Origin of the sequence: Pseudonocardia sp. (assembly GCF_025465255.1) — a bacterium.
In the GTDB taxonomy this organism is placed as follows: domain Bacteria; phylum Actinomycetota; class Actinomycetes; order Mycobacteriales; family Pseudonocardiaceae; genus Pseudonocardia.
This window is the reverse complement of record NZ_JAODNI010000113.1, coordinates 62,563-87,517: the sequence shown is the minus strand read 5'-3', so window position 1 is coordinate 87,517 and position 24,955 is coordinate 62,563. Positions and strand designations below refer to the sequence as shown.

The following is a 24,955-nucleotide window of genomic DNA, read 5'->3' as shown; positions in this document are numbered from 1 at the left end:
CCGTCGATCAACCTGCGGTGGCTCCACTTCCGCGGTCGGCCCCTGCCCGTCGGAGCCGGGAGCAGCGGTTCCAGGATCCGCCACTGCCGGTCCGTCAGGTCCTTACGTGCTCCGATCGATAGGCTGCGCAACGAGGTCTCCGGGCGGGCGGTCTTCTTGGTCGTTGATCACCTACCGGAGATCTCACCCATTCCCGCGCACCGACACGCGCAGCCAGACACGTGCGCGACTTCCTAAACAGCTCCTAGGCGAGCCCGCCTGACCTCCCGCCGGACTCCGTCAGCCCGGGCCCCGCCTGGCAGGACCTCCTACAACAATATCTGTCACTACCTACCTAAATGTGCCCTGACCTGCGGAGAGAGTAGTAACAGGTGAGTGACAGCAGAGTGACAGTCACTCACCAGGCACTCAGGTCTTCGGCCCCACTACCTGCTCAACTGCACGACCCCGACGGCCTTCGCCGCGCATCGCCGCCGGTCAGAGGCACGGGCTGTTTCCGAAGTCGCCCGCTCACCTTCAGGCGGGCGTGATCCGAGGGACGGCAGCGGCTGGGTCAAACTTCCAACTCACGGGAGCCGAGGCACAGGCGCAGCAGCCCCGCAGTGATAGCTCCTCCCGAATACGTGCAGAAGTCGTCGCCCGTAGTCGGCGCCCAGCGGGTCCTGTGCAGGTCAGAGAGTCAGACGGGCAGCATCCGATCCGCCCCTCCGGAGGCGGTGGCGCAGGTTCGAATCCTGCCGGGGGCACCACAAGTGCCAACAGCCAGAATCGGCCTCTCACCTGCTGAAACAGTGTGAGGGGCCGATCTTGTTGTGTCCGACTGGCGGTGGCCGTGAGCGAGCGTGGTCGGGTGGATTTTCCCATGACGTTCCCAAGATCGTTCCCAGGACGTTCCCATGCCGCCTCGAGTGATAGCCATCAGAACTAGCAGCAGGAGACCGGGTGCTGTCCGTGCTGATTGGTGGTTCGCCGCTGTCCGGGTCACGCCCTTACCCACGGCCCACACCGACCCGATAATCGTCCCGAGGCCACTAAGGGAGAGCCATGCCCCCTGAACCCGAGAACCCCGACGGCACCGACCTTCGACGCCCCACACTCAAGGACCGCTACCGGCGCTACCGGCATGGGCTGCGCCGGAACCCCGCCACGGACCGGGCCTGGCGCACCGGGGTCGGGATCGCCGGCGGCGTGGTCGTCATCGCCGGAATCATCATGATCCCCTACCCGGGCCCGGGTTGGCTCGTCGTCTTCGCCGGGCTCGCCCTCCTCGCCACCGAGTTCGAACGCGCCCAGAGGGTCCTCACCTTCGCCCGCACCCACTACGAGCGATGAGACGTCCTTGAGCTCACCAAGGACGAACTGCTCCACATCGTGGAAGCAGCCCGTCACTTGGAGAACATGACCGAATGGGCCCGGGCCACCACCATCCCAGCGGCCCGAGCGGCCCGAGCGGCGTGGGCGAAGCTGGGCGCCGCGATGGGCGTAAGCCGCCCGTTGGCGGCGATCTCGCCCGCTCGGTCAGGGCAGGTGTCGGCTCGGCCGTCCCTGCTGACCCCCAGCGCCGGCGGCTATCAAACCCGGGTGTGCTTGTCGTCGTCGAGTCCGCGGAGGTGGGCGATGGTCTGGGCGAGGCGTTCGGCGGCGGAGCGGGAGGGCAGGCCCCAGTTGCTGCGCGGACTCGCGGACGGTGCCGATGCCGAGTTCTGGGAACTCCATCGGGTGCGACACGACCAATCCGCGAAGCGGACCTTCACTCGGCTGCCCGGTCGACGACCACTAGCGAGGCGCGCAATGGCCACGAGCGATGATCTTCAGCTCTCTTCCCTCGGATGGCTCTTGGACCACCATGAGGCGAAGTACTTCGACAGGCGGCGGATGGTCGACGACCTCGGGTTGAAGCCGGGGGACGCTGTACTCGACCTGGGCTGTGGACCCGGCCTGTGGGCGCCGATGTTCGCCGAGAAGGTCGCGCCTGGTGGGCGCGTCACCGGGTTCGATCTTTCTAGAGAGCTGATCGGCTATGCCGTCTCACGCCTCGCCGATCACCCCCTACACGAAAATATGAATTTCGAGGTGGGTAATTTTGAGGCGACGTCGTTCGATGACAACGTTTTCGACGCCGTCTTCCTTGGGAACTGCTGCTGCTACGCCACTGACCTGTCCGTGGTCCTGGGGGAGGCGATGCGTGTTTCCCGGGGCCGCGTGTTCTCGAAGGACTTCGATGGAGGGGCAGTGATCTTCCACCCGGTCGAGGAGCACTTGGCGGCGAAGGTGATGGAAGCGGCCGCAAGGGCATTGAAGGAGAACCCGCCGGAGCCACCGTTCGACAACTTTATCGGCCAGAAGATGCACGGGGCCTTCCGGTCTGCAGGATTCCAGGACGTGACGACGCGACCGTACGTGATCCAGATGACTTCTCCACTCAGGAACGCGGAGAAGCGGTATCTGACGAAGAACGCGACATGGCTGGGGACTACGGCGGAGCCGTACCTGTCCGAGGACGACCGGAAGCGGTGGGAGGCCACGTTCGACCCGGCGTCCGGGATCCTGGACGACGAGAACTTCTACTTCTGCATGGTAGAGATGATCACGGTGGGAAGGGTGTAGCTCTGGGTCGAGGCAACACGGGCGTCATCAGTCGCCTCCGTCCTCACGCAGCGGCGTCATGGCGTCGGTCGTTACGTGAGATGCAGTCACGTCGGCTTGCTGGTCGGCTCGGGCAACTGCGCGACGAGCCGCGTCGGCCAGTGGCGTATTGGTGAGGCCCGCGGCCATCACCGGGCTGGTTTTGGCGGTGTCGGCCACGGTTCCCGAGCAGTGGTCGTGCCGGTGCGCCTGGCGCGCCGCCCAGGACCAGACTCAGCCGCCCGAGCCGGCGATCGAGAAGCCGTTCAACACCCACTTCGACCATCTGCGGGACCGACGCCCCGACGCCGCCGCCGTGGCGGCGCTGGGCGATGCGCTGTCCCGGCTCTGAGCTCACCGGGCCAGCCGATACTCATCAGAGAGCAGGGCTTGCTGGACGAGGGATACGAGCTCCACAGCACCGAGGCCACGGGCGGCGGCGTGTTCGCCACCCGGTCCTTCCAGATCGGTGAGACGGTGATGGTCGGTGTCATCGACGATGAGCTCGACGCCAACCACTCGCACGCCTCCCAGGTCAGCGCCGAACGCTTCGTATTGCACGGCGGCCCGATCACCAAGGCCAACCACTCCTGCGATCCCAACTGCGGGATCCACCTCAACTCCAGCGGTGCCCACGCCTTCGTCGCCCGCGAGCTCATCGTCTCCGGCCAGGAGATCACCTTCGACTACGCCATGCGCAATTACACGGTCGAACACTTCCCTGCCCACTGCCAATGCGGATCGCGCCATTGCCGTGACCTCATCACCGACTGGAAGGATCTGCCCGCCCACCGCAAGTCCGCCTACCGCGGATTCGTCGCCCCTTACCTCACCGACATCGACAGTAAGCGCGCCACGGACACCCTCGGGCGCGAGACCATGAACAGCACGGCCAGCGCGACGGTGCTGTAGTCGCCGCTGTCCCTTATCCGCGCCGATAGCCGCACTCCCCCAGATCGCCGTGTGACGTCTGCTATGACGGTGAGCCTTTCCAGTAGCGGGAGCGGCGGCTCGGGGCGACACGCGGGGACGTGAGGATGATCAGCTCGGGGTGCAGGACCTCGGTAGGAAGACGGTCCTTCCACAGACCGTCGCTCCGATACCGAGATCCTGCGTGCCCGATCCTGTCAGCTACTCCGGCGTGCTCCCCAGGACACCGCGTTGTTCGTCTCCGGCCTGCTCGCCGCCGAGCGGGTCCGCCGCGGCGATCTACCGATAGCCAAGCGCTTCCAACACCCGCCGGCGGGCAGCCTCACCTTGCCCGTCGAGGCACTTCGCGTAGACCTTGAGCCGGGGCCGTCCGCGCCCGGTGAACGATAACTGGGTCGCCGCCTGCTGCCTCGCCCGAGAACTCCCACTCGCCACCCTCAACATCAAGGGCTTCAGCGACTTCGCCGAGCATGAAGGCCTCGAACTGACTCAGATAACTGTCTCTCTCGTGGAATGCCACGTGGCACGAAACATTGGCCACCACGGTCAACAGCAGCAACTCCACGCGAGGCGAAGACCCTGGTAGGCCCCTCAGGAACTCCGCTGATCACTGCCGGCAGAAGTCGCAGGCGCCGGCGGACCAGACGAACGGTGCGATCGACGCGTTCCCCGCCAGTCGACGAGCTTGCCGCTGCACCGTCGGCGGATCCGCAGACGGCTTCGGCGCCTCTTGCCGGTTCAACCGAACAGCCGTTCCCTCGAACGTCCACGCTGGCTCGGCGGACAGTGCCGAGGACCGCCCGTTCTCGGGTGAACGAGTAACCTCCGGTATCCGGCGAGTCTCGGGGCCGACGATTGATGCGGGAATCCCCTTGGATCGTGCCCATCGTGCCCCGCGAGCCCACGCCGCCGACCCGCGCCGATCATCAGGAGTGCAAGGGTGCTCAACTACCCGATGCCGGTCCTCGACGAGGCGGAGTTGGCTGCCGCGGCGGCAGGTCTCGCAGAGAGTGAGATCCGGCTACTGTCCGGGACGGTTGTCGACCCCGCCGGCGTGATCAGGGCGAAACACGTCCCGACCGTCCGCGCTCGGGCATTCCACGTCGCCGGTGTGGGCGCGTCGCCGAGCTGGAACGTGTTCTGCATCGACAACGCCATCGCGTTCCGACCAGGGTTCGGCGTGGTCGGGGACCTGCGGCTGCGAGCGGATCTCGCCGCCCTGCACGTGCTCGGCGACGGGCTCGCGTGGGCACCGGCCGAGATGTTCGACCAGGACGGCGATCCGGTCCCGGTCTGCACCCGTGGTCTCCTTCGCCGGACGCAGGCGGAACTGGCCGGACGAGGGCTGACCGCGCTGGTCGGTGCCGAGCTGGAGCTCGTGGTGCCGGAGCAGGTCGGCCGGCCCTGGAACGCCTACGGGCTCGGGCCCGTCCTGGACGTCGAGCCATTCGTGCTCGACCTCGTCGATATGTGTACCGCGGTGGGCCTTCCGCTGGAGCAGGTGCACGCCGAGTACGGAGTCGGCCAGGTCGAGTTCTCGCTGAGCCCCACCGACCCCCTCACCGCGGCGGACAACGTCGTCCTGGCCCGCCTGCTCGCAGGCCGGGTCGCCCGGCGCCACGGGCTGACCACCTCGTTCTCCCCGCAGCCCTTCGCCGGAGGCGCCGGAAACGGTGCGCACCAGCACCTCTCGCTGTTCCGCGACGGCGTCCCGCTGCTCTCCGGCGGCCGCGGGCCGCACGGGCTCACACCCGAGGGCGAGGCGGTGATCGCCGGGATCGTGGCCGGGCTGCCGGAGCTGCTCGGCGTGTTCGCCGGATCGGTGCTGTCCACGCATCGACTCCAGCCCGGGCGCTGGTCGGGCGCCTACGCCTGTTGGGGGCTGGAGAACCGGGAGGCCGCGGTGCGGCTCTGCGCCGCGACGTCGGGCAACCCACACGGCGCGAGCGTCGAGCTCAAGTGCATCGACCCGTCCGCGAACCCCTACCTGGCCACCGCGGCCTTCCTCGGGCTGGCCGCGGACGGCGTGTCCCGTGGCGCGGCCCTGCCGCCCGAGGTGACCGTCGACCCGGCCGGGCTGACCGGCGCGGGGGCAGCCGTCCGGCTGCCGGTGGATCAGGCCGCGGCGCTCGCCGCCCTCGACGCCTCACCGCTGGCGGAGCGCTTGCTCGGCACCGAGATCCGCACGGCCCTCAGCGCGGTGCGCCACCACGAGCTGGACACCTACGGTGAGGAGGACGTCGCCGTGCTGGCCGAGCGATTCCGCTTCACGTGGTCGAGCTGAGCCGGACACCGACCATGAGCCTGGCCGAGCACGTGGCGTCGATGCCGTTGATCGACCATCACGTGCACGGCGCGTTCACCGCGGAGCTGGGGCGTGCCGAGTTCGAGGTCCATCTCAACGAGGGCTCGCCCGAGCCGGTCCCGGAGTGGATGACCCAGTTCGACTCGCAGCTGGGCTTCGCGATCCGCCGCTGGTGCGCGCCGCTGCTCGACCTGCCCGAACGGGCCTCGGTCGAGGCGTACTGGACGCGGCGCACCGAGCTCGGCGTGGCCGAGGTGACCGAGCGCTTCCTACGCGCGGCGGGGGTCTCGGACTGGCTGCTGGACACCGGCTTCGCCGCCGAAACCGTCCTCGGTCCTGACGGGATGGCGGCCGCGTCGGGGAGCGCCGCTCACGAGATCGTCCGGCTGGAGTCGCTGGCCGAGGAGCTCGCGGCCGACGGCGTGCCCGGTCGGGAGTACGCCGACGAATTCGGCTCCCGGCTGTCGCTGGCCACGCGGAACGCGGTGGGCGTGAAATCCGTCCTCGCGTACCGCACGGGCTTCGGCATCGACCTGAGCCGGCCCAGCCGCCGCGACGTCGCGAAGGCCGCCCAGCGGTGGGTCGACGCCGGCGGCGGGCGGCTGGTCGACGCGGTGCTGCTGCGGCACGGGCTGCACGCGGCAGTCGAGCGAGGCCTGCCGATCCAGATCCATACCGGACTCGGCGACCGGGACCTCGACCTGCACGAGGCGAACCCCGTCCGGTTGCTGGACTTCCTGCGCCTGCCAGAGGCCGCCGCCGTGCCGATCATGCTGCTGCACTGCTATCCCTACCACCGCGAGGCGGCCTATCTGGCCCAGGCGTTTCCCAATGTTCACATCGATGTCGGCCTCGCGCTGAACCACGTCGGCGTGCGCAGTCGGGAAGTCCTCGCCGAGTCCTTCGAGCTTGCTCCGTTCGCCAAGCTGCTCTACTCGTCCGACGGATGGGGGCCACCGGAGCTGCACTATCTCGGTGCGGCACTGTGGCGCCGGGCGATCACCACCACCTTCGGTAGGTGGGTCGAGGATGGCGACTGGTCCCTCGCCGATGCGAAGCGCATCGCCGACATGGTGGGCCGCGAGAACGCCGCGAGGCTGTACCAACTCGGAGCCATCGGGAACAGCTGCCCATCGGCGGGATTCTGAGCTGCACAAATCCCGCGGCTATCGATCGAAGGCGCGTGAAGTAGGCGCTCGGGCGGCGGAAGTATTCGGGGGCTGCTGGCGCGACCGTCGTCGGAATGCCGCTCGTGGCCGCCGCGCTGCTGCTCCTCGTCGGCCGCGCGGCTGACTCGGTGTCCGGCTGGCCACGCGTCTGTCTCACCATGGCCTTGACGCCGAACCCTGGACGAGGACGATCGGGCGGGTGCGGCACCAGTTCATCGACGGCTCGTGGTCCACCGCCGGGGCACCCATGGCCGGATTGCCGGTGATGCATCCGTGCTGAGGTACGTGGCCCGAAAGATCGTCAGCTGGACGCTCATGATCGTGTTGGCCACCAACCTGACCTACTTCCTGGCCAACTGGTTCCTGGATCCGAGGGCGAACTACCTGCAGCTGCGGCCGCCGCGCACGCCCGAGCAGATCGACCGGGCCCTCTCGCAATACGACTTGAGTCCGGACACCCCGCTCCTGGTGCGCTGGTGGCACTGGATCAGCAACATCGTGCTGCACTGGAACTGGGGATACTCCCCGGTCGGGGAGGCCGTCAACGGCCAGATCGCCTTCCGGATCGGGGTCAGTGCGCAGCTCGTGCTGCTGTCGACGATCCTGTCCACGGTCATCGGCATCGCCCTGGCCGTGTACACCGCCGCCCGCCAGTACCGCTTCGCCGACCGGTTCAACCAGAGCCTGTCGATCATCACCCTCAACATCCCGGTCCCGGTCGCCGGCCTGGCGGTGGTGCTGTTGGCGATCGCGTTCAACCGCTCTCTGGGCAGCACGCTGCTCTTCGTGGCGGGCGCCCAGTCCCCCACGGTCACCGGGTTCTGGCCGCTGGTGCTGGACCGGCTGCGACACCTGGCCCTGCCGACCATCGCCCTGACCGTGATCAACTACGCCGGCTACCACCTCCTGCAGCGCTCGCTGCTGCTGGACAACATCAACGCCGACTACGTGCGGATGGCGCGGGCCAAGGGGCTGACCCGGACCGAGGCCATCCGTCGGCACGGGCTGCGCACCTCGTTGATCCCGGTCGCCACCTCCATCGCGTTCACCGTCCCCGCTCTGTTCACCGGCGCGGTGCTGACCGAGACGATCTTCGCCTGGGAGGGCATGGGCCGCTACTTCGTGACGACGATCAGCAAGAACGACGTGCACGGCGCGGTGGCCGTCGCCGCGTTCGGCGCCCTGATGACCGCGTTCGGCGCGATCCTGGCCGACCTCGCCGTGGTGGCCCTCGACCCGAGAGTGCGGGTGACCGGTTCGTGACCGCCAACATTCCCGGCCTCGAGCCCCTGGTCGACGATGTCTCGTCGGTACCGAGCGCGGTCGAGGAGCGGGGCGTCGGCCGGAGACACACCAGCCGGCGACGGCTCTACCTGCGCCGGTTCCTGCGCAACCGGGGTGCGGTGGTCGGGCTGGCCATCCTGGCCCTGCTGATCCTGTTCGCCCTGGCCGGCTCGCTGTTCACCAGCTACACCTACACCGATGTCGACTTCGCCAACCTGAGCTCGGCGCCCTCGCCCGAGCATGTGTTCGGCACCAACGGCGCCGGCAACGACACCTATGCCCAGGCCGTGCACGGCCTGCAGCGGTCCCTGGTCATCGCGCTTGCGGTGTCCCTGCTGACGACGATGATCGCGGCGTTCGTGGGTGCGGCGGCCGCCTACCTCGGCGGCCTCCCGGAGAAGATCATCCTCGGGGTCGTCCACTTTCTGCTGGTCGTTCCCTCGTTCCTGATCCTGGCACTGGTCTCGCAGCGGGCCCACGGCGACTGGCGGGTACTGATCCTCGTGCTGACCGTCTTCGGGTGGATGTTCGGCGCCCGAGTGGTGTGGTCCCTGACCACCTCGCTGCGAGAGCGGGAGTACGTGCAGGCCGCCCGGTACATGGGCGTCGGGCCGGTCCGCATCGTGCTGCGCCATCTCATTCCCAACATCGGCTCGCTGCTGATCGTCTCGTTCACCCTCGGCGTGGTGGCGACCGTGCAGTCCGAGACGGCGCTGTCGTTCATCGGGTTCGGTGTGCAGCTGCCGGACGTCTCGCTGGGCACGATGCTCAGCGACGGGGCCAACACGGTGTCCAGCGCGCCCTGGTTGTTCTACTTCCCGGCAGGCCTGGTCACCCTGCTGACCGTGTCGATGGCGTTGATCGGTGATGGGCTGCGCGACGCCCTCGACCCGACCTCACGGTCCGGGGGCCGGGCATGAGTGTCCCGGTGCTGTCGGTTCGCGACCTCGAGGTCTCCTTCCCGTCCGAGGCCGGCCGGGTGGACGCGGTCCGCGGCGTCGACTTCGACCTGCACCCGGGTCGGACGCTGGGCATCGTCGGCGAGTCCGGCTCGGGCAAGTCGGTCACGTCCATGGCGGTGATGGGCCTGCTGCCGGACTACGCCGCCGTGTCCGGATCGATCACTCTGAACGGGCGCGACCTGCTCGGGCTCGACGACCGGCAGCTGTCGAAGATCCGCGGCCGCGAGCTCGGCATGATCTTCCAGGACCCGCTGTCCTCGTTGACCCCGATCTTCTCGGTGGGCCGCCAGCTCGTCGAGGCGCTGCAGATCCACCAGGACCTCGACCGGGACGTCGCCTGGAAACGGGCGGTGGAGCTGCTCGACCTGGTCGGAATCCCGAACGCGGCGGCCCGGGCCCGGTCGTTTCCGCACGAGTTCTCCGGTGGGATGCGGCAGCGGGTCGTCATCGCGACCGCGATCGCCAACAACCCGGGGGTCCTCATCGCCGACGAGCCGACCACCGCGCTGGACGTCACGGTCCAGGCCCAGATCCTCGAAGTACTCAAGCTCGCCCAGGCCGAGACCGGCGCCGCACTGATCCTCATCACGCACGACCTCGGCGTGGTGGCCGGGACCGCGGACGAGGTGATGGTCATGTACGCCGGACGGCCGGTGGAGAAGGCGCCGGTCGACGTGCTGTTCGCGCGGCCGAGGATGCCCTACACAATCGGCGTGCTCGGTGCCGTCCCCCGGGTCGACAGCGCGGCGCGGGCGCCACTGGTGCCGATCACGGGCAACCCGCCGCTGCTGATCGACCTGCCGCCGGGGTGCCCGTTCGAGCCCCGGTGTCCGATCTCTGTGGCCCGGTGCGCGGACGGGGAACCCGAGTTGGGCCCGGCGTCGCGCACGACCGCCGGGCACACGGTGGCCTGCATCCGCGCGGACGGGATCGAGGACGGCCAAATCGACGGCGCCCCCGTCTACCCGCTCCCCCCGGTACCCGAGTCGCCGGCCGTGGCCCTGCCCCGTGACCAGCGCCCGGCCGTGCTCGAGCTGACCGCCGTCAGCAAGACCTACCCGCTGCTCAAGGGCGCGCTGCTGAAGCGCCGTGTGGGGTGGGTGTACGCGGTGTCCGAGGTCAGCCTGGACATCCGGGAGGGCGAGACCCTCGGCCTGGTCGGCGAGTCCGGGTGCGGCAAGACCACGACGCTGGTCGAGATCATGAACCTGCGCCGGCCGGAGCACGGCACCCTCCGGGTCGGCGGCGTGGACGTCGCGGAGCTGCGCGGGCGGGGCGCGGAGCGTGAGCTGCGCCGCCGGCTGCAGATGGTGTTCCAGGACCCGATGGGTTCGCTGGACCCCCGGTTGACCGTCTTCGACATCCTCGCGGAGCCCCTGCGGGCGGTCGGCGAGGCGGACCGCGCGGCGATCGGCCGGCGGGTCGAGAAGCTGATGGAGCTGGTGGGGCTCGACCCCGAGCACAGCGACCGCTTCCCGACCGCGTTCTCCGGCGGCCAACGGCAACGAATCGGGATCGCCCGCGCGCTGGCCACCAGCCCGTCGCTGGTGGTGCTCGACGAGCCGGTGTCCGCGCTGGACGTCTCGATCCAGGCCGGCGTGATCAACCTGTTGAACGAGCTCAAGGCCGAGCTGGGACTGTCGTACCTGTTCGTGGCGCACGACCTGTCGGTGGTGCGGAACATCTCCGACCGGGTGGCCGTGATGTACCTGGGGCGGATCGTGGAGATCGGAGCGGTGGACGAGGTGTTCGAACACCCCCGCCATCCGTACACCGAGGCCCTGCTCTCGGCGATCCCAGTGCCCGACCCGCAGGTCGAGCGCACCCGCAAGCGGGTGCTGCTGCGCGGCGACCTGCCCAGCCCGACCGACTCCTCCCCCGGTTGCCGGTTCGTCAGCCGGTGCCCCCTGCACCTCACCCTCGACGACGCCCAGCGGGCCCGCTGCACGGACGAGACGCCGGCACTGACCGGAGGGGGGGACGTCGATCACCGCAACGCCTGCCACTTCCGCTGATGCCCGTCATGGCCGTACACGCGTGCGGCACCCACGCTGTCCCCGCAGAGAAATGAACGGATCATGCGCGTCGTGAACAGGACCGTGAAGAGGAGCACAGCGCTCGCGGTGATCGCCGTGCTGTCGATGACGCTGGTCGCCTGCAGCGGCTCCGGACCGGGCGGCGGGAACGGCGGCGAGACAGCGCAGTCGCTGGCCGCGAAGGCCGAGTACAACCCCCAGCCCTACGACAACATCAAGGACGGCGGCACGCTGACCACGTCGCTGTCGGAGATCTCGCCGCAGTTCAACACGTTCCAGACCGACGGGTCGGCGTACACGCTCACCGTGTGGCGCTGGTACAACCCGATTCTGATCAACTTCACCGCCGACGGCGACGCCGTGTACAACCCGGACTACCTGACCGACGTCAGGCCGGAGACGGTCGACGGGAACACCAAGATCACATACACGATCAACCCGAAGGCCACCTACAACGACGGCTCACCGATCGACTGGCGCTCGTTCGAGTCCACATGGACGACCAGCAACGGCAAGGACCAGGCCTACCTGGTCAGCTCCAGCGACGGCTACGACCGGATCACGTCGGTGGCGCGGGGGACCGACGACCGGCAGGCCGTGGTGACCTTCCAGGGCGTCGACGTGTGGTGGCAGGGCCTGTTCAACGTGCTGCTCAACCCCATGGCCGCCAGCCCCGCCGTGTACAACCAGGGATACGTCAACAACCCGCACAACGAGTGGGGCGCAGGCCCGTACCAGGTGCAGAAGTACGATCCCCAGAACGGCGTCGTCGTCTTCGAGCGCAACCCGAAATGGTGGGGCAAGCGGGGCAAGCTGGACACCCGGACGTTCCTGGCGATGGAGAACTCGGCCAGCCTCAACGCGTTCAAGAACGGCCAGATCGACGCCGTGGGCGTCGGCAGCAAGGACCGTTTCGCGCAGGTGCAGGGGCAGCCGGGCACCGAGATCCGCAAGGGTCCGTCGCTGCAACTGGACTACTTCACGCTCAACGGGCAGAGCCCGATCCTGTCCGACCCGCAGGTGCGGAAGGCCATCTTCGAGGCCATCGACCGCACGCAGATCGCCAGGTTCCACTTCAACGGGCTGGACTACTCCGCCGACCCGCAGAACTCCATGACCCTGCTGCCCTTCCAGAAGGGCTACACCGACAGCGTCGAGAAGGTCATCCGGTTCGACCCCGAGCAGGCCAGGAAGGACCTCGACGCGGCCGGGTGGACGATCGGTCCGGACGGCATCCGGGTGAAGAACGGGCAGCCGCTGACGTTCACCTACGTCAACACGGGCGACGACGCGGTCGGCAAGGCGATCGCCGGCGGCACCGCCGCGATGCTGAAGAACATCGGGGCACAGATGGACATCCGCCAGGTGCCGTCCGGTGACTTCTCGAAGATCGTCACGGGCAAGCAGTTCGACATGTTCTACTCGGGCATCTCGCAGTCCGACCCATTCGGGCTGGCCTACATCTGCCAGATCTACTGCTCCACCAGCGGACTGATCAAATCCGGGGTGAACGACCCGAGGAACGACGGGCTGATCAGGTCGGTGAACACCCTGCCCACCCCTGAGGAGCAGTACGCGAAGGCCGCCGAGGCGGAGACCGCGGCGCTGAGCACCTACGGCGTGCTGCCCACGGTGAACCTGCCGGAGATCACCGCGGTCAGGACCGGACTGGCCAACTACGGGGCCGGGCGGTTCTTCACGGCGAATCCGGAGATGATCGGCTGGCAGAAGTAGCGTCGGAGGGGTACCGGGTGGTGGCACTCTCACCATCAACGACCACGCATCTCCTGGTGATGGCGTCGTCGTTCGTCGCCTGCACGTCCTGGGCCGGCGGCCGAATCTCGCGCAGGTACATCACGGTGGTGTGGCTGCCGGTGCCCGACTTCGCCGAGCACGAGTGCCTCGAACTCCTCCGCTGACGATCGGACGCCGCGCCCGACTACTCGACCGCGCTCTACCAGCCGGCGAAGGTGACGGTGTCCCTGGCCAACCCGAACGGGGTGTGCACCCCGGCTTCCCGCCCGCGGCCCCAACCCCGGCTCGCCTGGCGCCAGGAAAGCTGCTCACAGGTAGTACACCTCGGGCCAGATCTCCGCCCAGGGTGCACGCCGACGCTCCAGCAGCCACACCGAGCCGACGCCGGAGTTCTCCTCGCCCGCCACGAGTTGCTTGGCCTGGCTGAAGTGCCGGCGCAGGTTCTCCAGCCGAGCGGGCTCGTTGCCACTGACGTACAGGACGGCCTGGAGGGGCTCCGGGGGCGCGCCGAAATACCAGAAACCACGGTTGGGGCTGTAGACAGTCGTCGGCATGCCACGCTGAGGACCGAACCGTTCCAGATATCCAGCCTGGGTATAGGTCTCGGTCAGTACCGCCACCTCCTCGCGGGTGTCCAGCGGCAGAGAGCGGTAGGCCATGGCCACGCGGTCGGCCTGCTGACGGGAGTCGGACTCGGCCGGTGAGCCCGGAAGCAGATCAAGAGCAACTGCTACTGCCGACACGGCGATGACCGGCCAGATGATGAGCCAGCCCCGCCAACGTGCGGAACAACGTCGTTCGAGTTCCACCGCTCCGGCGGCGAAACACACCGGATAGATCCCCAAGGCGTAGTAATCACGACCGCCTGCGATGACGAAGACCACCAGCAGGCCGATGACGGTCCAGCCGAAGAACCGATAGGCACGCAGCTGGGGCGAACGCACAAGCTGCCACAACCCGTAGCCCAGCAGCAGCACACCCGCTGGCAGACCGGCGGCCGACAGCGCGCCCAGGATATCGGTCTTGCCCTGAGCCGAAATGACCTCGCTCACCTCGATCTGCGGCCAGCCGTGCCGGGACTGCCACAGCAGGCCGGGGGCCGCAGAAAGTGCCGCCAGTGCACCGCCGACCCACAGCGCCGGCCGGAGCAGCATCTGACGCGGGCCGACCGCAAGAATGCTGAGGGCGAGAACCGCCCACAGAGCCGGGATGAGGTATTTGGTTTGCAACGACAGGGCCGTTGCCACTCCCGCGGCCAGCAGCAGCCCATCGTTGCGCTGACCTTGACCATGGAGGCGGACCCAACGCACGAGCAGCCAGCTGAGCAGTGTCCAGAAGAACACGTCGAGCGTGGCGGGGTAGAGAATCTGGCCCCACGGCAGCATTGCCAGTGCGTACCTGGCCGCGGCGATCATCTGCGCCCGGCGCCCGCCACCGAGCTCGCGGGCGATCAGCGCGGCAATTGCCACGCCCGCTGCGGTGAGCAGTGTGGCGGGGAGGCGTAGTCCCACGGACGAGCCGGGAAATGCGCTGTCCATCAGGTGGGCGAGCAGGGGTGTCAATGGCGGCTGATCGGCGTACCCCCAACTGAGACGACGTCCTGCGGCCACGAAGTACGACTCGTCGATGGAGTAGACGATGCCTGTGGAGGCACCACTCCTGACCAGCAGCACCAGTCCCACCAGCGCGCTCAGGGCCAGTACCGGCACGTGAGCCAACGGTGGGGTCGAACCCTCTGACCGGGGGCGGCTGCCTGCGGGCCGGTCGTCGATCCGGAATTTGTCGATGTCGAACGTCGCCGTGGCGGAGGGAGCGCCCGGCAGGTCGGAGCGCGGCGAGGCGACGTAGACGACCTTCGGGTTCGCCTCGGTGGTGGGCAGCGCGGTGGGGGCGAGCGCGACCGCGTCCAGCGCGTCGCGGGGTCGGTCTCGGGCAGCGCGGGCGGTCGGTCATGATCACCGAGGCTAGGTCGGCACCACATCAACGGAATCGGCCGATAGGACGGTCGGCATCGGCCGAACGGCCATCACTCAGTGCCCTTACCTTGTGGCGGTTGCCGCAGTGCTCAATGGAGCACCAGCGGCGGCGGCCGGGGCGTGAGGTGTCGCCGTAGACGAGGTGGCAGTCCTCGGCGGCGCAGGTGCGGATGCGGTGCGCGTAGGGACCGGTCGACAGCTCCACGGCATCCCTTGCGACGGTGGCCAACAGGTGCGTGCCGTTGGAGGTCCCGGCCCACCGCCGCTTCCCGGTCGGCGCGATGGCGGATGCCAGGGCCGGGCGGACGGCTGCCTGGTTGACGACCTCTAGATCATCGGGCGAGGGCGGTTCGCTGCGCGTGTGGGCGATGACCACCCGAAGCAGGGCGTCGCGCAGCCTTCGCGCGTCCACCACCTCGGCTTGTGGGATCTCCAGCACGGGCGTCGGGGTCAGCCGCGACCGGTCCGCCCAGGCGGCCAGGTCGGCGGCCTCGTGCAAGACCTCGTACCGGCGGTAGGGGCCGGCCGGTGCCGCTGGTGGTCAGCGGTTCCAGGCACAGCGCGCCGGGATCGAAGCGGTAGGCGACACGGTATGGGGGGAGTACAGCGTCAACACCTTGGTTGCGGCGGAGTCCATATAACAAATACAACTGGTTACATGGCTTTGAGTTGGAAGCTGGTCATCGACAGCACGAACGCGTCCGCCCTCGCGGACTTCTGGGCTGCGGCCCTGGAGTACGAGGTGGAAGACCCCAGCGCGCTCATCAAGCAACTGCTGGCCGCCGGCCGCATCGGCGCGGAGGCGGTCGTCGAGCATCGCGGCCGCAAGACCTTCCGCGGCTACGCCGCGATCCGCCACCCCGAGGACTCGTTCGACCAGACCAGCGGCGTCGGCCGCGGCCGGCGGCTGCTGTTCCAGGACGTGCCCGAGGGTAAGTCCGGCAAGAACCGCCTGCACATCGACGTCCACAGTGAGCCCGGCGGCCTCGACAAGCTGGTGGCCCGGCTGGAGGAGCTGGGGGCAACCCGCGTCCGCGAGGTCGACGAGGGACCTGCCGGGCACTGGTCGATCATGCAGGACCCCGAAGGCAACGAGTTCTGCGCGGCGTAGGCCGGGCCGCGGCCTGTCGTGGAGACGTGGCTCCCTGACGCCATGGCAGGAGACCATCGCGTGATCGTCATCAGGAGGCGACCGACGTAAGCCCCCGCACGCTCACGAGCGGCGAACAGGCGCAGCGGCATGATCGGCTGCGCCGCGCGCCACTCGGTGAGCACGAACAGGGCCAGCAGCAGCACGCCGGCCGCCAGCGCCCCGATCGTCACCGGGTCGCCCAGCCGGTGTCAGCGGAGCGGACGATGGACGATGCCGTAGACCAGCTCGGTCATGCCGAGCGTCGAGCTCAGCGCGCCGGCGAGGTCGAACCGGCCCGACCGCCGCTCGGTCTCCGGCAGGAAGCGAGGCGCGGCGAGGAGCACGGCGAGCCCGATCGGCACGTTGACGAAGAACCCGACGCGCAGGAGATCCAGCTGGTGACCACACCGCCGAGCAGGAGCCCGAGGCTCGTGCCGCCAGCACGGTGACCGCCAGCAGGCTCACCCGGCGCCGAGCACGACCTGCAGGCTCTGCCGGCGAGCTCGGCGGCCGGTGGCGGGGGGCCTCGGCCGCCGGCGATCCGGACCGGGGCGGATGCGGCCCTCAGATGGGGGCGGAGTGCCAGAGCAGGTCGCCGTCCGGCCAGTCATCGAGGTCCGCGGCGACCGGCAGGATCAGCGTGTTCCGCTCGATCTCGTCCACGAACGGAGCGGCCTCCTTGGTGTCGTCCCGGGAGAAGACCGCCCGCCGTGGCGGCGAGAGTCGGTGCCAGCCCGCCCGCTGGTAGAACGCGACGCGCTCGTCCGCGCACGTGAGGATGCCGAACGGGACCCGGAGATCCGCGAGGTACGCGTTGACGCGCTTCATCAGGTCACCGCCGACGCCGTGCCCCTGCAGCGCCGGCCGGACCGCGACGAGCCCGACCACCCCGACCAGCTGGTCGGTCGTGCCGACCTGGATCATCCGGCGGAGCACGCCGGCCGCCGCGGCCGCCCCCTCGGCGTCGTGGCCGATCACGCGCGCCTCGGGCCGCAGGGAGGACCAGGTCCGCAGGCCGGGATAGAGGCCCGGGAGGTGGGCGAAGGCGCCCCGCAGCAGCTCGCCCAGCTCCGCGTGCTGGGCCATCGTCACGTCGCCTTCGCGGATCGCGGTCCAGTCCATCACCCCACTGTCTTGCGCCCCGTCGCCCCGCGCCACTCCTGCGCCGGGACGTGCCACCAGCAGGTTGCGCGTTTGGCTCGGACCTGCAACCTTAGAGTGGCACATCGCCGACCGACGGAGGACGTCATGGAGATCGTGGACCGGATCGAGCGCGAGATCGTGATCGCCGCGCCCCCGGAGCGGGTGCGGGAGCTCGTCAGCCGGCCGGGCTGGTGGATCGGGGACGGGGACCGGTCGAAGCAGGTCGTGACCTGGGAGGGCGACGTCGCCGTCGTCGAGGCGCCGCCGTACGGCCGGTTCTCCGTGCTCCCGGTGCCGAGCGACGACCCGGACCGCATCGTGTTCCGTGGCGCGGAGTACACAGCCGAGCCGCTCACGGAGCGCACGTCCACACTGGTCGAGTTCGTGGTGGCCGCGCACGGGACGGGCACGCTGCTCCGCGTCGTCGAGAGCGGGTTCGCCGCGCTCTACCCCGCGGAGGAGGACAACGCGATCGCCGTGGAGGGCAACACGGTGGGCTGGCAGTTCCAGCTCGACGTCGCGAAGCGGGAGTGCGAGCGCGCCGCGGCATGACGGAACCCGTGGCGGAGGCCGCGGTGGGCGACGTCCTGGCGGCGCTCGCAGACCCCACCCGGCGGCGGATCGTGGGGGCGCTCGGGAACGCCGGCGGGGCCACCGCGACGACCCTGGCGGGGTCGCTGCCCGTCTCCCGACAGGCCGTCGTCAAACACCTGCAGGTCCTCGAGGGCGCGGGGCTCGTCGAGGGGGTGCGGCGGGGGCGCGAGGTGCGCTACGAGGTGCGACCGGACCCGTTGGACGTCGCGGCGCGCTGGCTCGTCGGCCTGTCCGCCGCCTGGGACCGCAGCCTGTCCGCCCTGAAGAGGGAAGCCGAGGACCCGTGAAGGGCCGGGGGTCTTGCGCCGACGGGACGGCTCAGGCGAGCAGGCGCCGGAGGCCGCTGCGGCCGCGGCGCGACCGCGCGGGCGGCGAGACGATCGCGGCGCAGGTCCGGCAGGGCTCGCCCTCGGGCTGGACCATCGGCGCGGCGGTGACGACGCACCCGCAGACCGCGCGGTAGCGGCCGCTGCGCAGCGCGTAGGGGGCGGTCAGCTCGGAGTCCGGGATCTGATGGGCCTGACTGTCCAGAGCACAGGTGACGGTGACCGTGTCGCTGATCCCAGCGGGGTCTCCCTTGTGCTCGTCGTCCACGCCCGTGCTCCTCCGGTCCCCGACGTCCGGACGATGATCCGGACCCACCTTCTGCTCGCCCATCGTCCGGGACGTAGCGTGCAGTTGCAAGGCCATCTGCAAGAACGTTTGCACGAACTCGACACCGCGCGGGACCCCCGTCCCGCCGCCGGACCGATGGAGTCGGAGGACATGACCCACGCCAACGGCACGCCCGCCCCCGCCCTCGGCCCCGTGAGCTGGAAGAAGAGCGCGATCAGCAACCCGAGCGGGGACTGCGTGGAGGTCGCGGACCTGCCGGACGGGGACGTCGCCCTGCGCAACTCCCGTGACCCGCACGGCCCGACCCTCGTCTACACCCGCGCCGAGATCTCGGCGTTCCTGCGCGGTGCCAAGGCCGGGGAGTTCGACGACCTCCTCCTGTGACGCCGCCGCCGGGCCTCCTCGTCCGGACGGCTCGCCGATGTGGGAGGCGGTAGGGTCGCCTGTCATGACCAGCGACGGCTCCGACTCCCGCTCGCGGCTCGCCCGGTTCGACGCTCCGGGCCAGGGCGGCCCGACCGTCCTGCGGATCATGCTCGGCACCCAGCTCCGGCGCCTGCGCGAGGAGCTCGGCATCACCCGCGAGGCCGCCGGGGACGCCATCCGCGCCTCGCACGCCAAGATCAGCCGCCTGGAGCTCGGCCGCGTCGGCTTCAAGGAACGGGACATCGCGGACCTGCTGACCCTCTACGGCGTCGACGACGCCGAGGAGCGGGACCGCTGGATGCAGCTGGTCCGCCAGGCCAACGAGCCGAACTGGTGGCACCGCTACACCGACGTCCTGCCCAGCTGGTTCGAGCTCTACCTACGGCTCGAACAGGCCGCGTCGATCATCCGCAGCTACCAGGTCCAGTTCGTGCCCGGCCTGCTGCAGTCCGAGCAGTACGCCCGCGCGGTGATCGTGCAGGGCCACGGCGGCGAGGACGCCGAGGAGATCGACCGCCGGGTGAACCTGCGGATGACCCGGCAGAAACTGCTGACCGAGCCGGACGCTCCGCGTTTCTGGGCCGTGATCGACGAGGCGGCGCTGCGCCGGGCCTTCGGATCGCCCGCGGTGATGCAGGAGCAGATCGGCCACCTGCTCGAGCTCGCGGAGGTACCGTCCGTGACGATCCAGGTGCTTCCGTTCAGCAGCGGCGGGCACGCGGCCGCGGGCGGCCCGTTCACCGTGCTGCGGTTCGCCGAACGGGACCTGCCGGACATCGTCTATCTCGAGCAGCTCACCAGCGCGATGTACCTGGAGAAACGCCCCGAGGTGGAGGTCTACCTCCGCACGATGGAGCGGATCACCGTGCAGGCGGAGACGCCGAAGGCCAGCAAGGACCTGCTGCGGTCCCTGCTGGACGAACTCTAGGAACGCTTGATCCCGACCGCGCCGGCCAGCAGGGTGTGCACCGGGCTGTCGGTGAGGGTGTCCGCGTCCGGGCGCCAGTCGTTGGCGTAGACCAGCCCGGGCTCGACGAGTTCGAGGCCCGCGTAGAACGGCCGCATCTCCGCCCAGGTACGGAAGCGCCCCGTGCCCAGCCCGCCGTCGAGGAACGCGTGCTCCAACGCCCGGGCGCGCGGCTCGTCGTCGTCCAGGAAGTTCGAGATGAAGACGTAGGTTCCCGCCGGGAGCCGCTCGACCAGCCGCGCGACGATCCCGGCGGGGTCCGCCTCGTCCGGGAAGTGGTGCAGCACCCCGGAGATCAGGACGGCCGACGGCTGCTCCGGGTCGATCAGCCGCATGGTCTCGGGGTCGCCGAGGATCGAGTCCGGGTCCGTGAGGTCCGCGGTGATCACGGTGCTGACCTCGCCGCTGCTGAGCAGGGCCCGCGCGTGCGCCAGCACGACGGGGTCCTTGTCCACGTAGACGACGTGGGCCGCCGGGTCCAGCGCGTGCGCGACCTCGTGGACGTTGCCCTCGGTGGGCAGCCCGGACCCGATGTCCAGGATCTGCTTGATGCCGATGTCCCCGACCAGGTACCGGACGACGCGGCGGATCAGGCTGCGGTTGTCCTGGGCGAGGACGGTGCTCTCCGGGACCGCGTTGAGCAGCGCGTTCCCGGCGCGGCGGTCGGCGTCGAAGTTCTCCTTGCCGCCGAGCACGTAGTCGTACACGCGGGCGATCGAGGGCCGGTCCAGTGCCGCGCCCGTTGGCCGCGACGGCCCGCCGTCGTCGTCCGCACCCGTCACCGCACCCACTCCTCCGCCCGCCGCGTTCATCGACTTCCACCGTAGTCGGACAGGCCCTGCGCACCCCCGGTGGTCCGCCGCGCACGCCCGGGGGAACAGCCTCACCCGAATCTGGTTGAACTTTCAGCGGTGGCCGCCCGCGAGCCGCGCGCGAACGCCGCCTTCCTGCGCCTGACCCGGTCGGGCAACCACCACGACCTGGGGCTGTTCGGCCTCGGCGCGGGCGCGGCACCGAAGCGGCCGGGCACGGTGGGGCTGTACCACCTGGCGTGGCAGGTCGACAGGATCGACGAGCTCGAGGCCGCCCGCACGACACTCGCCGAGCTCGGCGCCTCACCGGCGAGTCCAGCCACGGCGCGACGAAGAGCATCTACGGCGCGGACCCGGACGGGAACGAGTTCGAGGTGATGTGGCTGCTGCCGCGCGAGGACTGGGGCGTGCACGAGAACGCCGCACCCGTCGAACGGCTGAACCTGAGCGGCGAGGTCGAGCGGTGGAGCGGCGTCGGCACGTCCGCCACCGTCGCGACCGGACCCGTTCGTGAGCGCGCCGGACACCTTCGGGGCGCCCACCGTCGTCACGCGCGGTGACGCCGGCCCGGAGGCGCCGCTGGTCGTCCTGCTGCACGGCCGCGGCTCGCACGAGCGGGAGATCATCGGCCTCGTCGACGTCCTCCCCGAGGGTCCGGTCTACGCCGCCGTGCGCGCCCCGATCGCCGAGGAGGGCGGGTACGCCTGGTTCGCGAACCCGGGGGATCGGGCGACCTCTACCGGAGTCGCTGAGGTGGACCATGGACTGGTTCCGGGACCGGCTCGACGTGGTCGCCCCGGCCGGGCGCCCGGTCGTCCTCATCGGGTTCAGCGGTGGCGCCGCGTTCGCGTTCGCCGGCGGGCTGCTCCTCGACGAGCCCGTCCGCTTCGCCGGCGCGGCCCTCCTCGCAGGCACGCTGCCCTTCGACGGCGGGGTCCCCGCCACCCCCGGACGGCTGGCCGGGAGCCCGTCTTCGTCGCGCAGGGTGACGACGACGCGGCGATCCCGCGCGAGCTGCTGGACCGCACCTAGGAGTACCTGACGGGTGAATCCGGCGCCACGGCCGTCGCGCGGCGGGCGATGGCGTGACACCCCGCGTCGGCCCGGCCGACCGGCGCGGGGCGCGCAGGTGGCGGCGGTCCTTTGACCCGATCGGCGGATGTTCCGGCCGACGTCCGGCCCTCACAACTCCCGCGCAGGAACTACGGAGAGTTCACCGAAGTGTCAGGACCCCGGCGTCCGCCGAACGGAGCAGGCCCACTAGCGTCGCCGCCACATTCCTGGAGGTGACAGTCAGTGGCGCTCGCGTCCATCTTGTCCAGCATGCCCGACCTGTTGCAGCGCACACTCGCCCAACACACTCCCGATGCGCGCGGCTACTGCCGCGAGTGCAGGGAGTCGTCCGGCGTGGCGGCCAGTTGGCCGTGCGTCACGCGGGAGCTGGCCGAGGAGGCGGAGTACATCCACCGTGGGGGCCTCCCCGGCACCCTCGGCGGGCGGCACCGCTCCGGCCGGGCCTGACCCCGGCCCCGCGGCGCCCCGACCGTCGAGCGTCGGGGCGCCGCGCCCGCTCGGACGCCGATCGGCCCGACACCGAGCGTCGTCCTCCTGTCAGCAGCTCGACACGACCGCACTCTGCGACGACGGTGACATCCGACTCCGGGACCACGCCACGACGGCAAGCCCGCCACTGCGCCGAACGGCCTTCCGCGCCGAGGCCCCATTACTCTTTTCGGAGCAACTAACGACCGTTCGCCGCGGTCGTCGTCGATCGCCGGTGCCGGATCCCGGACGAACGGCAACGTTGCCGTGGCGATGACAGGCGGACGGCCGCTCACCTTCCGTGACACCGTTCGGCTCGCCGTAGATCACGATCGGCTCAGCCGAGGCAACCGGACGCGGCAGGCACCGATGCAACCCCTACGTTCGGTCGCGGGTCGATGACGGCCGCATCACGAACGGGCAACGGACCACCCCCGGGTCCGCCGGTACCCCCGACCGGAACCCGTTGCGACCGTCGACCCGTAGGGAACCGAAAGGTTGCAGGTAAGTGGCACGGCACCGCTCCCCACGAGGCCGCTCCGCGATCCCCCACCCGCGTTCGCCGCATCCCCAGCCGGCGAGAAGGGTGGGGGACGCGGTCCGGTCCGCTCCCCAGGACGACCCTCCCGAGGGCCGTCGGTCTCCCGTCCGGCACCAGGACCGCGCCCGTCGGCCGGGCCCGGTCCGCCGGACCGCCGCCGTCGCGGTCGCCGCGGGCGGCGCGTTCTCCGCCCTCGGCGCGGCCGTCCCGGTCGCGGGACCCGCGACGGACGACCGACAGGCCACTACCGCGGCGTTCCTCCTCTCCCCGTCGGACGGCGTCGCCTCGGCGGCGGACGTGCCGGCGGTCGTCGGCGGGCCCCCGCCCACGATCGACGTCGACGAGCTGACCGGCGCCGTCCGCAGCGCTGGCGAGCAGGCGACGCGCACGGCCCGGCGTCTCGAGGAGCAGGGCCTCGAGGAGCAGCGTGCCCTCGAGGCGGAGGCCGCCGAGAAGGCCCGGCGCGGCGTCGCGCCGACGTCGTCCGCAGTCACCTCCTCCGGCACGTCGGACTGCCGGATCGATCTCGGCGGCATGGGCGCGGTCAGGTCCTGGGTCCGGGACGCCGCGGAGTTCCTCGGCTGCCGGTTCGACGAGCCCCAGGTGCTGGGCGTCGGCGGCCGCGCCGGCACGTCGGACCACCCGTCGGGCCTCGCCGCGGACTTCATGGTGGACCGCACGACCGGAGACTCCCTCGCCGCCTGCGCCGTGCAGAACCGCGAGGCGCTCGGCATCTCCTACGTGATCTGGGAACAGCAGATCAACTTCGGCAGTGGCTGGGAGGCGATGGAGGACCGCGGGGGCGTGACCGCGAACCATTTCGACCACGTCCACGTGTCCTTCGAGAAGAGCGCGCCGAGCGGCAGTTCCGTCACCTGCTGACGCTGTCGGGTCGCGAACCCACCGCCGAGCCGCCCGGAGGCGGTAGAAACGTCGGATGGGCGTCGAGATGCAGGTCGAGAGGCAGGTCGAGCTGCGCTTCGGCGGGGACACGGTCCGCACCGGGAACCACGTCAACCTCTCGGCCGCGTACGTCGAGGGCTCCACGCTGTGGCTGGCCGGGGACGAGACCGCCACCGTCGAACGCCTCCGGCTGGACTCGCCGCACGGGCCCACCGTCGCGGACCGGGCGACGACGTTCTCGCTCGCCGAGCTCGTCGAGCTGCCCGGCGGCCCGGACGAGGAGGTCGACGTCGAGGGTCTGGCGCGCACCGCGGACCACCTGTGGGTCGTGGGTTCGCACAGCCTGGTGCGCAAGCAGATCAAGCCCAAGCACCCTCCGGAAAAGGCGTTCAAGCGCCTGGCCAAGGTGCGCCGCGAGCCCAACCGCTTCGTCATCGTGCGCCTCGCCGTGCAGGACTATGCGGACGGACCACCGGCGCCGGTCCGCGCCACCCCCGCCGGGAAGCACTCCGCGCTCGTCGGCGCACGCGGTTCGGTCGGTCTCACGGACGTGCTGGCCGACGACCCGCTCATCCGCCCGTTCCTGAAGATCCCGTCCAAGGACAACGGCTTCGACGTCGAGGGCATCGCGGTGCACGGGGACACCGTCTACCTGGGACTGCGCGGGCCGGTGCTCCGCGGCTGGGCGATCGTGCTGGAGGTCGCGCCGCACCCCGATCCGGACGACGACGGCCGGCTCGTCCTCGGCGAGCTGCCCGGCGGCACCCGCTACCGCACCCACCTGCTCGACCTCGGCGGCCTCGGGGTGCGGGACCTCTGCCCGCACGGCGACGACATGCTGGTCCTGGCCGGGCCGTCGATGGCGCTCTCCGGTCCGGTCCGGCTCTACCGCTGGCGCAACGCCGCGGCCACGGACGCGTCGCGACTGGTGCGTGGGGAGGACATCAGCCTCGTCGGCGAGCTGCCGCACGGCACCGGGGAGGACCACGCCGAGGGCATCGCCCTGCTCCCGGGGCCCGGGCCCGCGCGGCTGCTCGTGGTGCACGACAGCCCCGGCCAGGACCGCCGGCCCACGCGAAGCTCGGTGATCGCGGACGTCGTGACGCTGGGCTGACGGAGCCCCGAATGACAACGCTGTAGTTCGGCTGCACGCTCGTCGATCCGTGGCGACCGCTGACCGCGGCGCACTACCCGGTCGACTCACCGAAAGTCACGGGTCCTCGGCAGAACGTGACCGT

At 70.2% G+C, this 24,955-nt stretch carries 29 protein-coding genes; 22 read left to right on the top strand and 7 right to left on the bottom strand.

What is annotated here, in order from left to right:
* Positions 1-1,044 precede the first annotated feature (1,044 nt).
* From JWP64_RS13690 to JWP64_RS13675, 4 genes are all read left to right on the top strand, one after another.
* Positions 1,045-1,332: a TIGR02611 family protein gene (locus JWP64_RS13690; protein WP_297496316.1), complete on the top strand. Its 288-nt coding sequence runs from the start codon at positions 1,045-1,047 to the stop codon at positions 1,330-1,332.
* A 459-nt stretch (positions 1,333-1,791) separates the two neighbouring features.
* Positions 1,792-2,607 carry a methyltransferase domain-containing protein gene (locus JWP64_RS13685; protein ID WP_297496314.1) on the top strand — a complete coding sequence of 272 codons (816 nt, stop codon included), beginning with the start codon at positions 1,792-1,794 and terminating at the stop codon, positions 2,605-2,607.
* A gap of 151 nt (positions 2,608-2,758) precedes the next feature.
* Positions 2,759-2,977: an RNA polymerase-binding protein RbpA gene (locus JWP64_RS13680; protein ID WP_297496312.1), complete on the top strand. Its 219-nt coding sequence runs from the start codon at positions 2,759-2,761 to the stop codon at positions 2,975-2,977.
* Positions 2,978-3,015: 38 nt separating this feature from the next.
* Positions 3,016-3,537 (top strand): SET domain-containing protein-lysine N-methyltransferase, encoded by a 522-nt coding sequence (locus JWP64_RS13675; protein WP_297496310.1) that lies wholly within the window; start codon positions 3,016-3,018, stop codon positions 3,535-3,537.
* A gap of 340 nt (positions 3,538-3,877) precedes the next feature.
* Here the strand turns inward: JWP64_RS13675 and JWP64_RS13670 are convergent, their stop codons facing one another.
* Complete coding sequence (locus JWP64_RS13670) at positions 3,878-4,120, bottom strand: hypothetical protein (protein ID WP_297496308.1); 243 nt, start codon at positions 4,118-4,120, stop codon at positions 3,878-3,880.
* 375 nt (positions 4,121-4,495) lie between these two features.
* Between JWP64_RS13670 and JWP64_RS13665 the strand changes: the two genes are divergently transcribed.
* From JWP64_RS13665 to JWP64_RS13635, 7 genes are all read left to right on the top strand, one after another.
* Positions 4,496-5,839 (top strand): glutamine synthetase family protein, encoded by a 1,344-nt coding sequence (locus tag JWP64_RS13665; RefSeq protein ID WP_297496306.1) that lies wholly within the window; start codon positions 4,496-4,498, stop codon positions 5,837-5,839.
* Positions 5,827-7,008 carry an amidohydrolase family protein gene (locus JWP64_RS13660; protein WP_297496304.1) on the top strand — a complete coding sequence of 394 codons (1,182 nt, stop codon included), beginning with the start codon at positions 5,827-5,829 and terminating at the stop codon, positions 7,006-7,008. Before JWP64_RS13665 ends, JWP64_RS13660 begins: the two co-directional genes overlap by 13 nt.
* 306 nt (positions 7,009-7,314) lie before the next feature.
* Positions 7,315-8,292 carry an ABC transporter permease gene (locus JWP64_RS13655; RefSeq protein ID WP_297496302.1) on the top strand — a complete coding sequence of 326 codons (978 nt, stop codon included), beginning with the start codon at positions 7,315-7,317 and terminating at the stop codon, positions 8,290-8,292.
* Positions 8,289-9,233, top strand: coding sequence for an ABC transporter permease (locus JWP64_RS13650; protein WP_297496300.1), 945 nt, complete (start codon positions 8,289-8,291; stop codon positions 9,231-9,233). Before JWP64_RS13655 ends, JWP64_RS13650 begins: the two co-directional genes overlap by 4 nt.
* Entirely contained in the window at positions 9,230-11,290 is a 2,061-nt protein-coding gene (locus JWP64_RS13645; protein ID WP_297496298.1) for an ABC transporter ATP-binding protein, read from the top strand. Before JWP64_RS13650 ends, JWP64_RS13645 begins: the two co-directional genes overlap by 4 nt.
* Positions 11,291-11,362: 72 nt before the next feature.
* Positions 11,363-13,045 (top strand): ABC transporter family substrate-binding protein, encoded by a 1,683-nt coding sequence (locus tag JWP64_RS13640; protein WP_297496296.1) that lies wholly within the window; start codon positions 11,363-11,365, stop codon positions 13,043-13,045.
* Positions 13,046-13,062: 17 nt separating this feature from the next.
* Positions 13,063-13,230, top strand: a complete 168-nt coding sequence (locus JWP64_RS13635) for a hypothetical protein (RefSeq protein ID WP_297496294.1) — start codon at positions 13,063-13,065, stop codon at positions 13,228-13,230.
* Between the two features lie 144 nt (positions 13,231-13,374).
* Here JWP64_RS13635 and JWP64_RS13630 read toward each other — a convergent pair whose 3' ends face one another.
* Both JWP64_RS13630 and JWP64_RS13625 read right to left on the bottom strand, forming a co-directional pair.
* Complete coding sequence (locus JWP64_RS13630; RefSeq protein ID WP_297496292.1) at positions 13,375-14,775, bottom strand: glycosyltransferase family 39 protein; 1,401 nt, start codon at positions 14,773-14,775, stop codon at positions 13,375-13,377.
* A 271-nt stretch (positions 14,776-15,046) separates the two neighbouring features.
* On the bottom strand, positions 15,047-15,541 hold the full coding sequence (locus JWP64_RS13625) for an ABATE domain-containing protein (RefSeq protein ID WP_297496291.1): 495 nt from the start codon (positions 15,539-15,541) through the stop codon (positions 15,047-15,049).
* 159 nt (positions 15,542-15,700) lie between these two features.
* Between JWP64_RS13625 and JWP64_RS13620 the strand changes: the two genes are divergently transcribed.
* On the top strand, positions 15,701-16,153 hold the full coding sequence (locus JWP64_RS13620; RefSeq protein ID WP_297496289.1) for a VOC family protein: 453 nt from the start codon (positions 15,701-15,703) through the stop codon (positions 16,151-16,153).
* 230 nt (positions 16,154-16,383) lie between these two features.
* Here JWP64_RS13620 and JWP64_RS13615 read toward each other — a convergent pair whose 3' ends face one another.
* Positions 16,384-16,536, bottom strand: a complete 153-nt coding sequence (locus JWP64_RS13615; protein ID WP_297496287.1) for a hypothetical protein — start codon at positions 16,534-16,536, stop codon at positions 16,384-16,386.
* A gap of 202 nt (positions 16,537-16,738) precedes the next feature.
* Positions 16,739-17,296, bottom strand: a complete 558-nt coding sequence (locus tag JWP64_RS13610) for a GNAT family N-acetyltransferase (RefSeq protein ID WP_297496285.1) — start codon at positions 17,294-17,296, stop codon at positions 16,739-16,741.
* A gap of 126 nt (positions 17,297-17,422) precedes the next feature.
* On the opposite strand from JWP64_RS13610, the gene JWP64_RS13605 reads away from it, so the two are divergent.
* Positions 17,423-17,869 (top strand): polyketide cyclase, encoded by a 447-nt coding sequence (locus JWP64_RS13605; RefSeq protein ID WP_297496283.1) that lies wholly within the window; start codon positions 17,423-17,425, stop codon positions 17,867-17,869.
* A complete protein-coding gene (locus tag JWP64_RS13600) occupies positions 17,866-18,198 on the top strand; it encodes a metalloregulator ArsR/SmtB family transcription factor (protein ID WP_297496281.1) in 333 nt (110 codons plus the stop codon). Before JWP64_RS13605 ends, JWP64_RS13600 begins: the two co-directional genes overlap by 4 nt.
* 31 nt (positions 18,199-18,229) lie before the next feature.
* On the opposite strand, the gene JWP64_RS13595 is transcribed toward JWP64_RS13600, so the two are convergent.
* A complete protein-coding gene (locus JWP64_RS13595) occupies positions 18,230-18,568 on the bottom strand; it encodes a hypothetical protein (RefSeq protein WP_297496279.1) in 339 nt (112 codons plus the stop codon).
* Positions 18,569-18,676: 108 nt separating this feature from the next.
* On the opposite strand from JWP64_RS13595, the gene JWP64_RS13590 reads away from it, so the two are divergent.
* Together JWP64_RS13590 and JWP64_RS13585 are read left to right on the top strand one after the other, a co-directional pair.
* Complete coding sequence (locus tag JWP64_RS13590; protein WP_297496277.1) at positions 18,677-18,910, top strand: DUF397 domain-containing protein; 234 nt, start codon at positions 18,677-18,679, stop codon at positions 18,908-18,910.
* 148 nt (positions 18,911-19,058) lie between these two features.
* Entirely contained in the window at positions 19,059-19,880 is an 822-nt protein-coding gene (locus JWP64_RS13585; RefSeq protein WP_297496323.1) for a helix-turn-helix transcriptional regulator, read from the top strand.
* Here JWP64_RS13585 and JWP64_RS13580 read toward each other — a convergent pair.
* Positions 19,877-20,701 (bottom strand): SAM-dependent methyltransferase, encoded by an 825-nt coding sequence (locus JWP64_RS13580; RefSeq protein WP_297496276.1) that lies wholly within the window; start codon positions 20,699-20,701, stop codon positions 19,877-19,879. The two genes, JWP64_RS13585 and JWP64_RS13580, sit on opposite strands and share 4 nt — an antisense overlap.
* Positions 20,702-20,830: 129 nt before the next feature.
* Here JWP64_RS13580 and JWP64_RS13575 point away from each other — a divergent pair, with 129 nt between their 5' ends.
* The 6 genes from JWP64_RS13575 to JWP64_RS13550 all read left to right on the top strand — a co-directional run bounded on the left by JWP64_RS13575 (position 20,831) and on the right by JWP64_RS13550 (position 24,831).
* The gene (locus JWP64_RS13575; RefSeq protein WP_297496275.1) at positions 20,831-21,109 is read left to right on the top strand and encodes a hypothetical protein; all 279 of its coding nucleotides are present in this window, start codon (positions 20,831-20,833) and stop codon (positions 21,107-21,109) included.
* Positions 21,109-21,291 carry a hypothetical protein gene (locus JWP64_RS13570; RefSeq protein WP_297496274.1) on the top strand — a complete coding sequence of 61 codons (183 nt, stop codon included), beginning with the start codon at positions 21,109-21,111 and terminating at the stop codon, positions 21,289-21,291. The genes JWP64_RS13575 and JWP64_RS13570 overlap by 1 nt, the downstream gene beginning before the upstream one ends.
* Before the next feature lie 200 nt (positions 21,292-21,491).
* On the top strand, positions 21,492-21,773 hold the full coding sequence (locus tag JWP64_RS13565) for a hypothetical protein (RefSeq protein WP_297496273.1): 282 nt from the start codon (positions 21,492-21,494) through the stop codon (positions 21,771-21,773).
* A gap of 254 nt (positions 21,774-22,027) precedes the next feature.
* Positions 22,028-22,252, top strand: a complete 225-nt coding sequence (locus tag JWP64_RS13560; protein WP_297496272.1) for a hypothetical protein — start codon at positions 22,028-22,030, stop codon at positions 22,250-22,252.
* Between the two features lie 607 nt (positions 22,253-22,859).
* Positions 22,860-23,696, top strand: coding sequence for a hypothetical protein (locus JWP64_RS13555; RefSeq protein ID WP_297496271.1), 837 nt, complete (start codon positions 22,860-22,862; stop codon positions 23,694-23,696).
* A 55-nt stretch (positions 23,697-23,751) separates the two neighbouring features.
* Positions 23,752-24,831, top strand: coding sequence for a DUF3616 domain-containing protein (locus tag JWP64_RS13550; protein ID WP_297496270.1), 1,080 nt, complete (start codon positions 23,752-23,754; stop codon positions 24,829-24,831).
* The last annotated feature ends 124 nt before the right edge of the window (positions 24,832-24,955 follow it).

Bases quoted from the DNA above. Each gene is read 5' to 3' on its own strand.
- JWP64_RS13690 (WP_297496316.1), top strand. From the start codon at position 1,045: ATGCCCCCTGAACCCGAGAACCCCGACGGCACCGACCTTCGACGCCCC.
- JWP64_RS13685 (WP_297496314.1), top strand. From the start codon at position 1,792: ATGGCCACGAGCGATGATCTTCAGCTCTCTTCCCTCGGATGGCTCTTG.
- JWP64_RS13645 (WP_297496298.1), top strand. From the start codon at position 9,230: ATGAGTGTCCCGGTGCTGTCGGTTCGCGACCTCGAGGTCTCCTTCCCG.
- JWP64_RS13620 (WP_297496289.1), top strand. From the start codon at position 15,701: ATGGCTTTGAGTTGGAAGCTGGTCATCGACAGCACGAACGCGTCCGCC.
- JWP64_RS13610 (WP_297496285.1), bottom strand. From the start codon at position 17,296: ATGGACTGGACCGCGATCCGCGAAGGCGACGTGACGATGGCCCAGCAC.
- JWP64_RS13605 (WP_297496283.1), top strand. From the start codon at position 17,423: ATGGAGATCGTGGACCGGATCGAGCGCGAGATCGTGATCGCCGCGCCC.
- JWP64_RS13600 (WP_297496281.1), top strand. From the start codon at position 17,866: ATGACGGAACCCGTGGCGGAGGCCGCGGTGGGCGACGTCCTGGCGGCG.
- JWP64_RS13595 (WP_297496279.1), bottom strand. From the start codon at position 18,568: ATGGGCGAGCAGAAGGTGGGTCCGGATCATCGTCCGGACGTCGGGGAC.
- JWP64_RS13590 (WP_297496277.1), top strand. From the start codon at position 18,677: ATGACCCACGCCAACGGCACGCCCGCCCCCGCCCTCGGCCCCGTGAGC.
- JWP64_RS13585 (WP_297496323.1), top strand. From the start codon at position 19,059: ATGCTCGGCACCCAGCTCCGGCGCCTGCGCGAGGAGCTCGGCATCACC.
- JWP64_RS13570 (WP_297496274.1), top strand. From the start codon at position 21,109: ATGTGGCTGCTGCCGCGCGAGGACTGGGGCGTGCACGAGAACGCCGCA.
- JWP64_RS13565 (WP_297496273.1), top strand. From the start codon at position 21,492: ATGGACTGGTTCCGGGACCGGCTCGACGTGGTCGCCCCGGCCGGGCGC.
- JWP64_RS13550 (WP_297496270.1), top strand. From the start codon at position 23,752: ATGGGCGTCGAGATGCAGGTCGAGAGGCAGGTCGAGCTGCGCTTCGGC.